Annotated in this window: 14 protein-coding genes; 1 reads left to right on the top strand and 13 read right to left on the bottom strand. The window is 60.5% G+C overall.

Going from position 1 to position 13,863, the window contains the following annotated elements:
* Positions 1-117: 117 nt before the first annotated feature.
* Together LPJGGPFB_RS07695 and LPJGGPFB_RS07690 are read right to left on the bottom strand one after the other, a co-directional pair.
* Positions 118-822, bottom strand: coding sequence for an anti-sigma factor (locus tag LPJGGPFB_RS07695; protein WP_173419445.1), 705 nt, complete (start codon positions 820-822; stop codon positions 118-120).
* Positions 819-1,370, bottom strand: a complete 552-nt coding sequence (locus LPJGGPFB_RS07690; RefSeq protein WP_173419444.1) for a sigma-70 family RNA polymerase sigma factor — start codon at positions 1,368-1,370, stop codon at positions 819-821. Before LPJGGPFB_RS07690 ends, LPJGGPFB_RS07695 begins: the two co-directional genes overlap by 4 nt.
* 197 nt (positions 1,371-1,567) lie before the next feature.
* Here LPJGGPFB_RS07690 and LPJGGPFB_RS07685 point away from each other — a divergent pair, with 197 nt between their 5' ends.
* The gene (locus LPJGGPFB_RS07685; protein WP_173419443.1) at positions 1,568-2,356 is read left to right on the top strand and encodes a DUF4394 domain-containing protein; all 789 of its coding nucleotides are present in this window, start codon (positions 1,568-1,570) and stop codon (positions 2,354-2,356) included.
* 45 nt (positions 2,357-2,401) lie between these two features.
* Here LPJGGPFB_RS07685 and LPJGGPFB_RS07680 read toward each other — a convergent pair whose 3' ends face one another.
* The 11 genes from LPJGGPFB_RS07680 to LPJGGPFB_RS07635 all read right to left on the bottom strand — a co-directional run bounded on the left by LPJGGPFB_RS07680 (position 2,402) and on the right by LPJGGPFB_RS07635 (position 13,826).
* Positions 2,402-2,773, bottom strand: a complete 372-nt coding sequence (locus LPJGGPFB_RS07680; RefSeq protein WP_345790990.1) for a DoxX family protein — start codon at positions 2,771-2,773, stop codon at positions 2,402-2,404.
* 34 nt (positions 2,774-2,807) lie between these two features.
* A complete protein-coding gene (locus tag LPJGGPFB_RS07675) occupies positions 2,808-3,815 on the bottom strand; it encodes an alpha/beta fold hydrolase (RefSeq protein WP_173419441.1) in 1,008 nt (335 codons plus the stop codon).
* 245 nt (positions 3,816-4,060) lie between these two features.
* Positions 4,061-4,180: a hypothetical protein gene (locus LPJGGPFB_RS33820; RefSeq protein ID WP_486599032.1), complete on the bottom strand. Its 120-nt coding sequence runs from the start codon at positions 4,178-4,180 to the stop codon at positions 4,061-4,063.
* Between the two features lie 1,165 nt (positions 4,181-5,345).
* Complete coding sequence (locus LPJGGPFB_RS07670) at positions 5,346-6,473, bottom strand: ABC transporter ATP-binding protein (RefSeq protein WP_173419440.1); 1,128 nt, start codon at positions 6,471-6,473, stop codon at positions 5,346-5,348.
* 48 nt (positions 6,474-6,521) lie between these two features.
* Complete coding sequence (locus LPJGGPFB_RS07665) at positions 6,522-7,925, bottom strand: NAD(P)/FAD-dependent oxidoreductase (protein WP_173419439.1); 1,404 nt, start codon at positions 7,923-7,925, stop codon at positions 6,522-6,524.
* A gap of 2 nt (positions 7,926-7,927) precedes the next feature.
* Positions 7,928-8,791 (bottom strand): PfkB family carbohydrate kinase, encoded by an 864-nt coding sequence (locus tag LPJGGPFB_RS07660; protein ID WP_173419438.1) that lies wholly within the window; start codon positions 8,789-8,791, stop codon positions 7,928-7,930.
* A complete protein-coding gene (locus tag LPJGGPFB_RS07655) occupies positions 8,788-9,555 on the bottom strand; it encodes a sugar phosphate isomerase/epimerase family protein (RefSeq protein ID WP_173419437.1) in 768 nt (255 codons plus the stop codon). Before LPJGGPFB_RS07655 ends, LPJGGPFB_RS07660 begins: the two co-directional genes overlap by 4 nt.
* Positions 9,556-9,566: 11 nt before the next feature.
* Entirely contained in the window at positions 9,567-10,427 is an 861-nt protein-coding gene (locus tag LPJGGPFB_RS07650; protein WP_173419436.1) for an ABC transporter permease subunit, read from the bottom strand.
* Positions 10,424-11,389 carry a carbohydrate ABC transporter permease gene (locus tag LPJGGPFB_RS07645; protein WP_173419435.1) on the bottom strand — a complete coding sequence of 322 codons (966 nt, stop codon included), beginning with the start codon at positions 11,387-11,389 and terminating at the stop codon, positions 10,424-10,426. Before LPJGGPFB_RS07645 ends, LPJGGPFB_RS07650 begins: the two co-directional genes overlap by 4 nt.
* Positions 11,390-11,402: 13 nt before the next feature.
* Positions 11,403-12,728 carry an ABC transporter substrate-binding protein gene (locus LPJGGPFB_RS07640; protein ID WP_173419434.1) on the bottom strand — a complete coding sequence of 442 codons (1,326 nt, stop codon included), beginning with the start codon at positions 12,726-12,728 and terminating at the stop codon, positions 11,403-11,405.
* Positions 12,729-12,812: 84 nt separating this feature from the next.
* Positions 12,813-13,826 (bottom strand): SIS domain-containing protein, encoded by a 1,014-nt coding sequence (locus LPJGGPFB_RS07635; protein ID WP_173419433.1) that lies wholly within the window; start codon positions 13,824-13,826, stop codon positions 12,813-12,815.
* Positions 13,827-13,863 lie beyond the last annotated feature (37 nt).

The following is a 13,863-nucleotide window of genomic DNA, read 5'->3' as shown; positions in this document are numbered from 1 at the left end:
CCGAGTTTCATTCCCTCTGCCGCAACTGGAGCCATGATCCGCACCGGCCACGATGATCCGGCAAAAGATATGGCCGTACCCTCACCTGCCCGCCCAACACTGTTCATCCGGGCAGCGTCAACGAGGACGCTGTGCCAGGCCCTTTGCCAAAATAGGTCCCGTTGGCCGGCCCGTCGGTGAGCCGCCAGCCTGCTCCAGTGTGATTTCATAAAGCTGACTGTCGCGTGGCGATGGCAGCGCTGGCCCCTCGAGGCGAGCGGAGTGCACACCGTCTATCAGGCCGAGCGAAATTGGTCCCATCTCGCGAGAAGGCAGTGTCCAAACCTGCATTGTCTTGTCCGTCGGGACCTCGATGTCTGCTAGCAACCGAATCCTGGCATTCTCGTTGCCGAAGTCCTCAACAACTGCTTGAACTTCTCCCGCTTCATTGACAAGCACGGCAATGACAAGCGGCTCAGCCGTTCTCGTGAGACTGAAGACCAAGCCAACGGCGAGCATCACGGACGCAGCAATCGCTGAAAGCGCAGCAACACGCCATCCGTTTGTTTGGTTGTCGTTGACCGGTGGGAACTGGATCGAACTTGGAGTCCCGGCTTGCGGAGGCAGGTTGACCTCGATTTTTCGCCACAGGGCCTCGTTCGCTGCCGCGGGCTCGACTGTGGTATCCAGCGGCAAAAACCGTTCACGGCTTGCCGCAACGGCAGCCCTAAGTTCGGCGTCCCGTTCCATTTCGGCCTCGATTTCGGCCGCCTCGGAGGCCCCGATCAGGCCGAGCACGTATTCATCGGCAATTTCTGGAATGTCTCTTCGTTCGTACATCATGCCATGCACCCCCGAAGAGCCGAGAGCGCGCGCCTGATCCAGGATTTTGCCGTACCGAGCGGAATACGCAGCCGTCCTGCGATTTCTCCGTGCGAATAGCCTCCAACATAGGCCATGAGAATGCCGCGGCGCTTCGTTTCGTCCAGCGCAGCAAGGCATTCGTAGAGGCGCGAATTGCGATCAAGCTTTTGCCACGTGGCCATGATCTCGTCCACCTGCTCGCTCTCTCGCAAGGCCTCCACGTCCTCGACCGTATATTCGCGCTTTCCATCACGCAAAAGGTTGAGCGCCCGGTTGCGCACGATCGCGTAGATCCAGCCATGTGCGGAGCCGCGATCAGGACTGTACTGGTGGGCATGGGTCCAGATGCGGATGAAGGCTTCCTGCACCACTTCCTCGGCAAGCTCCCGTCGCTGAACGATCCGCTCTGCCAAGGCGATCAATCGGCCCGCCTCGCGATCATAAATGGAGCGCAACGCCATGCGGTCTCCTTTGGCGCAGGCAGCAAGTGCCTTGTCGAGATCATTCACCCGGACGTCCACCAACATTTCACGCCTCTCCCCCTCCGCGCCACGCAAACGGCGTTGCTACGACCTCTATACGCTTGAGAAGCGCTTATGGATGCAAAGCAGATTTATTTCGCGCTCCTGCATCCAAATACAGTTCTTGCGGTGTCTTCAAGAATGGAAGCGTCAGGAACCGATTGCCGGATGACTTCCGCTGGATCAACGCATGGGAGATAGACATGAAGACCATCCATTCCGCTCTAATTGCCACTACAGTTCTCGTATTGTCCGCAACCGGCGCCCTCTCTGCTCCGGTGCTGGGCTTGACCGGTGCAAAGACGCTCATGGTGTTCGATACGGAAAAACCGGAAGTGACCAAGAAAATCGACGTGACAGGCGTCGACACGCTCGTCGGCATCGACTTTCGGCCCGGCACCAAGACCGTTATTGGCGTCACCACCGACCACCGCATCGTTGCCATCGATCTTGAAACCGGGGCAGCGACCGAGGTCGGCAAGATGGATAAAACGCTAATGGTGACTGAGGCTCCGGTCGTCGTGGACTTCAACCCGATGGCCGATAGGTTGCGGTTCATGACTGGAATGACCAATCATCGCGTCCACCCCGACACCGGTGCGGTGACCGTCGACGGCACGCTCGCCTTCGAAGACGGCGATATGCACAAGGGTGAAACGCCGAACATCGTTGCTGCTGCGTATACGAACTCGATCGGCAAGCCCGAAAAGACAGCGATGTACAACATCGATGCCACCATCGGCGCGCTCATCCAGCAGACGAAACCGAACGATGGCACGCTGAAGGCGATCGGCAAGCTTGGGCTTGCAGACAAGCCCGCAACCTACGCCTTCGATATCCAGGGCATGGAGGACGGCAAGAACACAGCCTATCTTGCCGCCGGCAAGATCCTCTACACCGTCAACCTGGAAACAGGTGCCGCCACCGAGGTCGGTGCGATAGCGGGTCTCGAAGACGATGTCCGCGACATCGCCGTTCTCCCGGCGATGTAAAGCCGATCGGAGGAGGTCGGGCTTTGCATGGCCCGCCTTCTCCACTTACGGCTCGGGATCAGACCGGCGAAATGGCCAGGAGAGCAGACGTCCTGCAAACAGGACCAGCCAGACGATGAACGGCTGGAGTGCCAGGCGCGGAACATGATAGAGCCATTGCCACGTCGAAACGACCATACCGCCGAGATCGTCGAGGGCGTGCTTGATGTTTGCGGGGAAGACACAGATCGCGTAGAGCGCCAGCATGATCCCGGCACAGCGGCGAACCGCCGGGACCAGCAACCCAATCGCACCGGCAATCTCACAAACGCCCGTCAGCAGGATAACGTTCGGGGCGTCGGGCACCCAGGCGGGTGTGATGCTCAAGAAGGGGGTGGGCAGGGCGATGTGCAGGATGCCCGCAGCTGCGTAGAACACCGCCAACACGATCCGACTTCGCGAGCGCCAAGTCTCAGTCGTTGCCATCCCCTGCGATCCGCCGCTCGATGGAATTTGCAATGGACGTGAGGTTTACTTTTCGTCCGGCGACTTTTTCGATGGCGGCGATGGCAAGGTCGGCCGCCACGAAATCCGATTTGTGTCCGAGGTTCTGGACGACGATCAGTCTTGCACCACGAATGTTGCGCGCGAGTTGGTGGGCGTGAATCTCCGGGGAAACAACCTCGTCGGTGTTTCCGGTGATTATCACCGTCGAAGTTCTGATGCTGCTATACTTCAAAGACGCTGTCTCGGCCCAGTTGCTCAGCGCCGAGACTTCCTGTGCGTTGTGCCGAAACGCAATCGGCGACAATGCCTGCCAGGCGTTCGTTTTTTCTATGTAATCGTCAGGGCGTCGATTGGGAGCGAAGACTTCCCTGGTCGCACGGTCTATCACCATGAGGCCGAATGGAGGTGCTACCAACGCGCTGAATATCGAACCGGCGACCGGCATGGTTGCGGCATCGTAGTACCAGGCCACCCCGCCCTCCCACGGATAAGCGGCTGGCGACATCAATACCAGCCCCCAAACCATCTCGGGGTGGCGAACTGCCAGGGCAACCGCAATAGCGCCGCCAAACGAATGTCCGACAACGATCGCCTTCCGGATGTCGCGCTTTTCCATCAGAACCGCTATGGCGTCTGCTTGCCCATCCGGCAGGATGTTCTGGGAACCGCCTACGTCCGACTTTCCGTGTCCAGGGCGATCGACGAAAAGGAGCTTTGCTCTTCCATTCAGCTTGTCCAGAAAGGAGAATATCGGATCGTATAGGCTGGTGCTGGCCCCGTGAAGGAAAACAATGGGAGGCAGATCCGCGTTGCGGGCGGGGTCCAACAAGATGCTGTTCAGTTTGTATCCACCGACGTCAATGCGAACGGCACGCGCCGACGGGTCGTCCGCTGTCGAAATTCCGGGAGAGCCGACAATACAGATCAAGATCAGCAAGACGACACGAGCGGACGGCAGGAAATGATTGGACATATATCCTCATGGATTTGCCAAGCCGGGCGGCTCGATCGCCAACAGATACGCTTTTGCACAGCAAATGGTTTCATCAGCAGGTACCGAAATCAAAGCCCGATCGGGCTTGTTCTTTTCAAACTCCGATTGATTGGCGCCACATGAAAACACACATCTCCTTCGCTCGATCCTAGCCCACGTCTGCCTCTCGGCCCGCCGCGAGGAAGAGCGGGGGGCTTTAGCTCGACGTACGTTGCCGTTCTGTTTTAGCCAGCAACTAGGCTGTCATTCACTGCGCAGCGGGGTTTGATTTCCGACTGCAGCCTGACCTGCAGACCCGGCCGCAGCAGATGATCCGGATTGGGAAATTCCGCCAAAATCGCCACGGTCTGTGTCCATCATCGCGGCGCTCGCGACGAACAATGGCGCGAAGGCGAAGCTGGAAATGGAAGCCCATATTCGCAATAGCGCGCAATGCGCAGGGCTCGCACCTTAGGCATCCGCCATATGGACGATTTGGTCGAATACAGAAGTCCTTTTGATCGCTTCCTCCGCCTTTTTTTTCAAGTGGAAGCACCGCGCTGCCAAGACGGCTCTCTTCAGCCCACCCGTGTCGGCGAACGCAAGAAACGCCCGTCTCGAAAGAACGGGCCGCTGGTTGCGCGAACGCTTTCGAGACGGTCCGTTCACTCGACAGATCGATTGGCGTTAGAACCGCCCGAATGCGGCATCAAGACTGGCCGCCTGAAAGCCTGCGTGTCTGTCGGTAGCGGGGTGTGGGCAGCTCATCAGATGGCAACGCTGGAGGGCCATCGAGATCGGATCGATGCCCGTTGGCCGGCTTTTCGCGGATCAAGTTGAATATGTTGACACCCACGGTCTTGGCGCGGCGCAGCAAACGGCTGCCTACCGCGGCACGGATAACTGGAGCGTCGGCTAAGGGATGGACCGCAATTCATACTCGAAGGAATTCTCGGCGGTAGACCACAAGCTAAAGTCAGTGAATATCGTCGCAGAAAATCCCGCGGTGATTCAATGACGGGACCTAATGGCAGCAGCCGCCGACCGCCCGGCAGCGCTTTGTGTTATGGGAGTTCAAAACAGAACGAACTTTCTGGAAACTCATGCGAAAGCGCCTTGATGGCAATCGAACTGCTGTCCTTTAGATGCAAATAGAATGCTTCCACCACGTCACTCGCCGCGCAAAGTGTAAAGTTCGTTTATCGAGCTTGCCTTCATACCTCGACCCCGGAATGTCGCATATCGAGCGAGGTAGGAATGTAACCCTATCGTTGGGTCAGTCTTGTGATGGCGATATTCACAAACGGAAGGAACGCCTGGTTGCAGCCTCCCTTGAACCGGCGCCGTGTAAGCCGAGAGCCGCTGCACGCCCGGCATGCACGTCAGCAAGAACAATCGCCATCACAAGGAGTTTGGGGCTTGTACGGCACGTGGCCGATCAAGCGGTAACGCTGACGGAATGGACAATAACATTTGAAGCCGTGCGCAACCGCCACCCGATCTTCAGATAGATAAGGTGTGGCAAGTGCACTATTGTTCGAGCGCGTGTGCCTCCAGGACCCGCCCGGCGATGGAGCAGCCTTTCGCATCAAAAATGTGGATGTCAGGCGCCCGGGCCGTGAACCGGATGGTGTCCATTCTTGCGTATGCTCTGTCGTCCGCCGCCTTGATCAGGTATTTTTGCGCAGAACCGGCCACATCGACGTAGAGAATCTGAACTTCGCCCAGATGCTCGATCAAATCGACCGTGCCGGTAAGCCCCGGACCACTTGCCCTTGACGTGGTGATCTGCGTGTTTTCGGGGCGAATGCCGATGCTGATCCTTTCGCCCACTGACAGCGCCCCGCGATCGGCAGACACGTCAAGCGCCGTGCCGCACTCGAGCATGAGGTGCGTGACGCCCTCCGACTTCCCGACGACGGTGCCTTCGAGAATGTTCATCGCGGGCGAGCCGATGAACTGGGCAACGAAAAGGTTGGCCGGTCGCTTGTAGAGTTCTAGTGGCGTTCCAACCTGCTCGATGCTCCCGTCCTTGAACACGACAATTCTGTCGGCCAAGGTCATCGCCTCTACCTGGTCGTGGGTCACATAGATCATAGTCACAGCCGGCATGCTTTGCTTCAATTTGGCGATCTCGATCCGTGTTGCTACACGCAACGCCGCGTCGAGATTGGAAAGCGGTTCGTCGAAGAGGAAGACCCGCGGATTGCGGACGATGGCGCGGCCGATGGCAACGCGTTGGCGCTGTCCACCAGACAGCGCCTTCGGCAACCTCTTCAAATAATTGCCCAGTTGCAGGATTACTGCCGCCCGTTGAACCCGCACTTCGATCTCCGCCTTCGACACGCCGGCAATGCGCAATCCGAAAGCCATGTTTTCATAGACGGTCATATGCGGATAGAGAGCATAGGACTGGAACACCATGGAAATGCCACGCTTGGAAGGCGCCACAGTGTTCATACGCTCCCCATCGATGACAAGGTCGCCGGAGGTCACCGTCTCGAGACCCGCGATCGAACGCAGCAGTGTCGACTTTCCGCAGCCGGATGGTCCGACGAAGACGATGAATTCCCCCGACTTTATATCGAGGTCGATCCCGTGCAGCACTTCAAAATCGGCATAAGACTTACGTATGTTTCTCAGCGTCAGATCAGCCATCGTTCCCGCTCCATTTTTATTGATTTCACCCGCGAGGACACCGCACCGTCAGGGCGCGAGCCCGGCCAGGAACCGCGTTATCCGATCCGGCTTCCTGTTCTGGATTTCGAGGTCATTCTTCCGGCGTATGGCCCGACGGACGACCCTGGCCCCCGCGTAACGCAGGGGTTCTGGCGGCAGCCGCGTCCGTCTGTCGATGCCAACCAGTCCGCACCGGCTCCACACATCGTCGCGGCCGAGGACAAGGCTTGCCATGATCTTCCCGGCAACCGGCGCTTGCGCGATGCCCGTGCCGTTGAAACCCATGGCATAGAAGATGTTCGGGTGGTCCCTAAGGCGATCAAAAACCGGCAGGTGCTGCGCCGTGCAGTCGATTGGTCCAGTCCAATCGTAGAGGACTGGCACCCCTTTGAGTTGCGGATAGACCCTATGCATTTCGCGGATATTGTCCACCCCCGCATCCCCGCTGCGGTTGAATCGATGGTCGATGCGGTCACCAAAGGAAATGCCGCCCGTGCCACGCCCGAAGATGACCTCGCCGCTTGGCGTTCGCTGATAATAGAGCACGTGATGCTGCGCATCGCAGATCGAGGCGCCATCGGTCCAGCCGATTTCGTCCAGAACATCAGGTGCAGGTGCGGTGGCAATGACCTGGCTGCTGACAACATAGAGATAAGGGTGCAGTTCCGGAATTGCCGACAGCCAGGCGTTGGCGGCAAGGATCACCTTGCCAGCAGACAGAACGCCTTTTGCTGTGCGCAATTGCGGTCTGTCGCCCGGCACGATTTCGAGCACCGGACTTTGCTCGCGAATGACGACGCCCTTGGAAAGGGCGAGCCGGCGCAGGCCGAGGGCAAGCTTTGCAGGCTGAACGGTCCCCGCCCTCTCCTCGACGATGCCGGCATAGGAGGAGGCGGAGCCCGTGCGGAGCAGGATTTCTGTGCTCTGGAGTGGCCGGAAGCGCTCTTCGCCAATCGTACGGCACACGTTGCAAGCTTGCACCCAGGCGCCTTCCTGCGCTGTCGAGCTTGCCGTCCACAGCCAGCCATCGAGCCGCAGATCCATGTCGATGGTGCCTGCGGCCTGCAGACCGCTCAGTTCCTCGATGGCCTCGGTGGTCGCCCGGCACAGCATGAGCGCTTCATCTTCACCCACAAGCGCCCGCAGCATGTCGATTTCCGCAAACCAGCTGTGAACCTGGCCTCCATTTCGGCCCGAAGCACCCGACCCGCAGAAGTCAGCCTCGAGAACGGTCACGCGCGCCTGTGGGGCTTCCTCTTTTATGCGGAGAGCCGTCCAGAGACCGGCATATCCGCCGCCGACGATCGCCACGTCGCAGACCTCGCTGCCGTGCAACGGAGCGGTGACGGCGTCCGCATCGATGCTCTGCAGCCAGTAGGAGCGGTCCCCCTTTGCTGCTGCCACAGGCGGCCTCATCTTGATGACGTTCATGCTCAAGCCCTTTGTGTCGTGCGGATAACGCTGTCGTACTTGTCCAGCAACCATTGGGGAATTGCCTGGATCGGCTGGGGAAACCCACCGAGATGCGTGCAGGTTTCCGCTGCCCTCGCGGCAGAACGGTCAAGAGCCGCCTCCCCGGAAAGCGTCTCGAAGAAGCGCGACACGAGGAAGGTAGCGATGAAACTGTCCCCCGCGCCGCAGGTATCGACCACGGCGACCGGCACCGAGCCCGCCTGAAACAGCGTGCCGCCATCGTCATGGAAGGAACCGCGCCTGCCGCAGGTGATCACAACTTGGCGCGCGCCCGCCGCCTTGAACCGCGCGATCAGCGGCTCGACCGGCTCGCTAGGGTCTTCAGGGCCGGAAGCGAAGACCAGCGGCACACCTTCGAGCGGGAGGTCGAAATGCCGCGTGGAGACATCAATGCTGAATGTCACGCCATCGGCAACGAGGCGGCGGACCAGCCGCTCGCTCGAATTGGTACCGAGATGCACCCAGTCGGCCTGCAACAGCGCCGCGTAGCGTTCCGCGTTCGGGAAATAGTCCTCGCCGACGCCGAGCGACTCTAAGAGAAAGCGCCGCTCGCCGGCATCGTCGCTCAGGAGCGTCACGGCCGAAGCGCCCGGGCGTATTTCGACATCGGCCCGGGCGAGGCCCGCATCCTCAATGGCGCCAAACATGATCTGCGCTTCCTCGTCCGGTCCGAGCGCGCCGAAATAACGGGCATTCAAACCCTGCCGGCGCCACTGCACGGCGACATTGAGGGCATTGCCGCCCACAGTGACGAAGCCCTTGCTCAGATAGGCGTCGAGGCAATTGTCGCCGATGGCGATCAGGGTAGGATTGGCGTTCTTCATGCTTGTTCCGCTTGATTGAAATCAGGGGCAACCGCGTCGAGGCACCGCCGCCAGTTGGAAACGGGATCGAGCGCAGAGCTTCCGTTGCCGAAGGGCTCGAACGTCAGCGTGCCGGTAAAACCATGCGCGCCGAGTTCGGCGAGATAGTCGCCCAGCGGCAGGTCGCCGTCACCCCAGGCGAGATGCCCCGCCGTCGCCATGACGACAAGATCGAGAACCACGTCGATATGCTCGTCGTCGAGCGCACGCCACAGGGCGTAAAGCTCGTTCGCATTTGTGACGATATTGCTTTCGACGCGTTGTAGCGGCTCCAGCAGGCAGGACACGCCAAGGTTTCTGGCATGCGCCGCAATCCGGTTGATGGATGCGACCGAATGCGCAAGGGCGATGTCCCGGCTTTCGCACTCGAAGCCACGGCCAGGCGTTAGGAAGAGGTAAGTCGCGCCGAGCTCGGCGCAGATGTCGGCGGCGTGCAGGAAACGCCCGACGCTCGCCTCGCGATTGGACCTATGGCCCGAGGCGATGTTGACCGGATAGAGAACCTGCTCGGGGGTGAAGCAACGGACCGTGAGCCCGTTGTCGCTGAGGATCGCCTTCACCTCCGCCAGTTGCGCGCGGCTGTCGTGGAAGAGGTCGAGATGGGGGGCGATCCCCCACAGTTCCATCCGGTCGAACCCCATGGCGCACAGGTGCTCGGCAGTCCAGCGGAACGGATGGTGCTGAAAGGAGAAGTTCGCACCGATGAGCTGTTTGCGGTTCAACATGATGCCCTGCCCTATTTTCCGATGCCCTCGGCAAGCCCGCGGATGAAGAAGCGCTGGGCCGCGAAGAAGGTGACGACGATGGGAAGCGCCGAGAGCGTCATCGCCGCGAAGACGACGGCGTAGTTCGTTCCGTGCTTCGCCATGATAGAAGTGAGGCCGACGGGCAGCGTCTGGAGGTCCGCGCCGCTGGTGAAGATCATGGCGAAGAGATATTCGTTCCACGCGAAGAGCACATGCAGGATCACGCAGGAGACCAGGATCGGCTTGCACAGCGGCAGCGTCACCCGCCAGAAGATCTGGCCTTCGCTCGCCCCGTCCATGATGGCCGCCTCGTCCAGGTCACGCGGCAGGCCGAGCATATAGGCGCGGATGAGGAAGGTCGTGAAGGGAATGCGGAAGGCGATATAGAGGATGATCAGCGCCCAGTAGGTATTGTAGAGGCCGAGCTCCTGCATCATGCGCACGAGCGGGATGACCGCGACCGTCGGGCTCAGCATGAGCCCACCGAGCACGATGCCAACGAAGAGCGGCTTTCCCGGCAGTTTCGAGCGGGTCAGGCCATAGGCTGTCCAGGCGCTGATCAGCACCGTGCAGACGGCCGACCCGAGCGTGACGATAACGCTCGTCGCGATGTAATTCCGGATGCCCTGGTTCCAGGCCGAAATATAGTTCGCAATGCTGAAGCCGCTCGGCAGTGAAAAAGGGTTGCCGAAGATTTCAGCATTGGTCTTGAAGCCATTCATCGCCATCCAAAACAACGGATAGAGCACGACGAAGCCAAGGCTGACGAGGAAGGTGACGAGGCAGGTCTTCGCCAGCACGGCGGCGAAGTCGGTGCGCTCGGTTTCCCGCGGCTGATAAGAGACGCTCACAGGTCGACCCTCCGTCTCTTGGTGTACCAGAGCTGCGCGAAGCCGGTGATCAGCGTGATGACGAAGATGACCGTTGCGATGGCCGCGCCATAACCGAAGTCGTTTTCGATGAAGCCCTGCTGGTATAGCCATGTGCCGAGCACCTGGCTGCTGTTGTTCGGCCCGCCGCCGGTCATCACCATGACCTCGTTGAAGACCTGGAAGGCGCCGGTGATCGTGACGATCACCATGAGGCCGGTCATTTCGCGGGTAAGCGGAAAGGTGATGTTCCACAGGCGCCGCCAGGTGCCTGCCCCGTCCATGATCGCCGCATCGTAGAGTTCGCGCGGGATCTTCTGGATCGCGATGGCGAACAGCAGCGTGGAATATCCAAAGCCCTGCCACTGGCTCATGGCGATGATGGCGTAGATCGCGGTTCCCTCCTCGCCGAGCCAGGCGCGCGACCAGTCCGCAAGCCCGATCTGCGTCAGCGCCGAATCCAGAAGGCCGATATCGGGCTGGTAGATGAAGTAGAACAGGAGGCCGGTGACGGTGATCGAGATGGCCGAGGGTATGAAATAGACGGCGCGCCAGAACCGGCGCCATCTCTCTTCGCTCAGTCCCTCGATGAGCGCGGCGAGCACGAACGCACCGAAAACCTGAAAAATGACGGAGATGACCGCATAGAGCGTGTTGTTGACGATCGCCGTCAATACGACCGGATCGTCCTGCAAGCGCCGGTAATTGTCGAGCCCGACGAAGTCGGTCTGCCCCGTGAAGATGTCCTGGTTCCGCGTGCTGACGAGGAAGTTGTCGATGATCGGGTAATAGACGAACCAGAGGATCAGGACGAAGGCGATGAGGACCCAGCGGAAGGACAGGATCCCGGCGATCGGACCGAGCCGGTCTTTTTCAGGCCGGCCCGGCCCGGCGAAGCCGATTTTGACGGCTCCACCTTTGTAGTCTTGCTTCATGACAGTCATCGTCGGCCTGTTCCTACTTGGACGAAGCCGCCGCTTCCTTGACCCGTCCCATGACCTCTTCAGGTGTCATGGTGCCGCCGATCAGCGCCTGGAGGCCCGAAAGCCAGGCTGCCGCCACGCGCGGCGGATTGGCCGTGTCGAGCCAGGGCATGAGATAGGAGGAATCGGCGATCACCTTCAGGCCGTCGACGACCGCGGGGTTCATGGCATTGGCGGAATAGCCGCCGATCGTCGCGCTCGGCTGGCCGTAGGGCGGCGCCGAAAGCACCTTGCCGTTGTCGGCCGAGGTGACGAACCGCATGAAGTCGATCGCCAGCGGAATGTTCTTCGAGGCGGCGCTGATCATGTATCCCTCGGGCGCGCCCTCGATAGACTTGACGTCGCCCTTGGCGTCGGCGGGCGCCGGCAGCTTGAAGAAGCCGAAGTCCTCGCGCTTCAGCGCACCGTCGGCCGTCGCTTGGTCGAACTCGATGATCTCCTGGTAGTACATGGCGGACTGGCCGTTACTGAACTGCTGCAGGGCCGTGGCATAGGAGGAGCCGTTGGTGCCCGATCCGTCTGAGCATTCGTCGATCAGCTTCTTGAACTGCGTCAGGCTGGCGACGTAGCCGGGATCGGCAAATTCCGCCGTGGCCGGGACGAAGTCCTTTTCGAGCGTCGCCTGCGGCACGTTGTATGCGAGCAGTTGCCCCGCATAGTGCACGCCCGGCCAGCCCTCCTTGTTGCCAAAGGAAACCGGCGTGACGCCGGACTTGCGCAGCGCAGCGCAGGCACCCAGGAGCTCGTCGAAGGTCTTGGGCTCGGAAACGCCCGCCTTTTCGAACAGGCTCTTGTTGTAGCCCATGAACTTGGCGTCGAGATAAAGCGGAATGCCGTAAAGCTTGCCGTTGTACTGGAAGGCGGAGACGGCGGCGTTGGCGAGCGTCTTGCCCCATTCGGTTTCCGGCCCGATGACCGGCGTCAGGTCGACGGCGCGGTTGCCGCGCACGAAATTCTCACCCCAGCTTCCCGTCCAGGTGAAATAGACGTCGGGCAGCGAATTGGACGCCACCAGCGCCTTCGTCTTGCCCTTCACGCTGTCGTCGCTCTCCTGAATGAGTTCCACTTTCACGCCGGGATGCAGCTTTTCGTATTCCTGGGCGGCATTGACGAAGAAGGGGGAGAGCTGCTGCAGGCCGAATTTCGTCAGCACGCTGACCGTGCCGGAATATTCGACCGCGGCATTGGGATCGGCAATGACGGGATCGGCCGCGCCCGCACCGCTGACGCCGCCGATGACGAATGCGGCCGCGACAAGCGACCCGAGGCTTGTCGTGCTCAAGAACGTGTTGGTCTTCATTTCGCAGTTCCTCTCTCTTCTTTCGTTACCTGGGGCATGCAAGACGGCATCCCGGTCCGGCGCGTTCGCCGGACCGGGCGAACCTCAGTATTCGACGCGCTTGTAGTAGCGGCGCGTCGTCAGCGGATGATCGCGCAGGACTTCCAGGTGGGCGCTTAGGCGCTCCAGCATGGTCGCAAGGAGGACCGGGGAGATCACGCTGCGGGTCTTGGCGGAAACGCCCGGCAGGCTGGCGGACGCCGCATCGAGGACACGCACCTTGTCGGTGTAGCGCCGGGCGAAATTCTCGACACGCTCGGCGAGCGGCCGGCAAGCATCCTCGCCCTTGAAGATGAACAGGCTGACACCCGGCTCCAGCAGTTCGAGCGTGCCGTGGAAGAAGTCCGACGCATGGACCGGGCGGGTGCGGATCCACTGCATCTCTTCGAGTATGCACATGCCGTAATAGTGGGCTTCCGGCCACGCGGCGCCCGCGCCCGTGAAGATGTGGTAGGTCTCGTCCTTGATGTCCCTGGCGAGAGCCGCGGCATCCGCCTCATAGCCTTCCTTCACCGAAACCAGCAGCTCCGGCAGCAGCTTGAGTTCTGTCACCGTCGCATCGAAATCGGGATATTCGCCGCGCTCGGCCAAAAGCGCTAGGACGATGATCAGGGTCTGCAGATAGAAGGATTCCGAGGAGGTATCGTCCTCGGCAAAATTGGTGAAGTTGTGGTCGGCGTCACGGCCGAGCGGCGTGTCCTTATGGCCGGTGAGCGACAGCGTCCTGACGCCACGCTCCTTGAGGAAGGACAGAAGCTGCACGCTTTCCTTGGTGGTGCCGGACAGCGAGGGCAGGACGACCAGCGCCTTCTCGTTCAGGCCGGCCGGGGGCTCCAGCACGACCTGCGCCGAATAGGCCGCCGAAACCGGGAATACCGTCAAAGCGCGCGCAAGCTCGATGGCAGGCTGGGTGAGGAACTGCACGCCGCCGGTCCCCATGAAGAAAATGCGTTCCAGACCGTCGTCGAGCATACCGCGCATCAGGGCGCGCATGTCGTCGGCGATTGCGACTGCGCCGCTTTGTATCTTCACAAAGCGATCTCTATCAAAGTTGAGCATTTGTACCTTCCCGTTTTGCGCTGCGCGAAATCGCCTT

Origin of the sequence: Ensifer adhaerens (assembly GCF_013283195.1) — a bacterium.
GTDB classification, from domain to species: domain Bacteria; phylum Pseudomonadota; class Alphaproteobacteria; order Rhizobiales; family Rhizobiaceae; genus Ensifer; species Ensifer adhaerens_G.
This window is presented reverse-complemented; position numbering and strand designations above follow the sequence as displayed.

What these genes read in the sequence shown, in the direction of transcription:
- LPJGGPFB_RS07695 (WP_173419445.1), bottom strand. Translation starts at nt 822, where the DNA reads ATGATGTACGAACGAAGAGACATTCCAGAAATTGCCGATGAATACGTG.
- LPJGGPFB_RS07665 (WP_173419439.1), bottom strand. Translation starts at nt 7,925, where the DNA reads ATGAACGTCATCAAGATGAGGCCGCCTGTGGCAGCAGCAAAGGGGGAC.
- LPJGGPFB_RS07670 (WP_173419440.1), bottom strand. Translation starts at nt 6,473, where the DNA reads ATGGCTGATCTGACGCTGAGAAACATACGTAAGTCTTATGCCGATTTT.
- LPJGGPFB_RS07635 (WP_173419433.1), bottom strand. Translation starts at nt 13,826, where the DNA reads ATGCTCAACTTTGATAGAGATCGCTTTGTGAAGATACAAAGCGGCGCA.
- LPJGGPFB_RS07645 (WP_173419435.1), bottom strand. Translation starts at nt 11,389, where the DNA reads ATGACTGTCATGAAGCAAGACTACAAAGGTGGAGCCGTCAAAATCGGC.
- LPJGGPFB_RS07685 (WP_173419443.1), top strand. Translation starts at nt 1,568, where the DNA reads ATGAAGACCATCCATTCCGCTCTAATTGCCACTACAGTTCTCGTATTG.
- LPJGGPFB_RS07660 (WP_173419438.1), bottom strand. Translation starts at nt 8,791, where the DNA reads ATGAAGAACGCCAATCCTACCCTGATCGCCATCGGCGACAATTGCCTC.
- LPJGGPFB_RS07675 (WP_173419441.1), bottom strand. Translation starts at nt 3,815, where the DNA reads ATGTCCAATCATTTCCTGCCGTCCGCTCGTGTCGTCTTGCTGATCTTG.
- LPJGGPFB_RS07655 (WP_173419437.1), bottom strand. Translation starts at nt 9,555, where the DNA reads ATGTTGAACCGCAAACAGCTCATCGGTGCGAACTTCTCCTTTCAGCAC.
- LPJGGPFB_RS07640 (WP_173419434.1), bottom strand. Translation starts at nt 12,728, where the DNA reads ATGAAGACCAACACGTTCTTGAGCACGACAAGCCTCGGGTCGCTTGTC.
- LPJGGPFB_RS07690 (WP_173419444.1), bottom strand. Translation starts at nt 1,370, where the DNA reads ATGTTGGTGGACGTCCGGGTGAATGATCTCGACAAGGCACTTGCTGCC.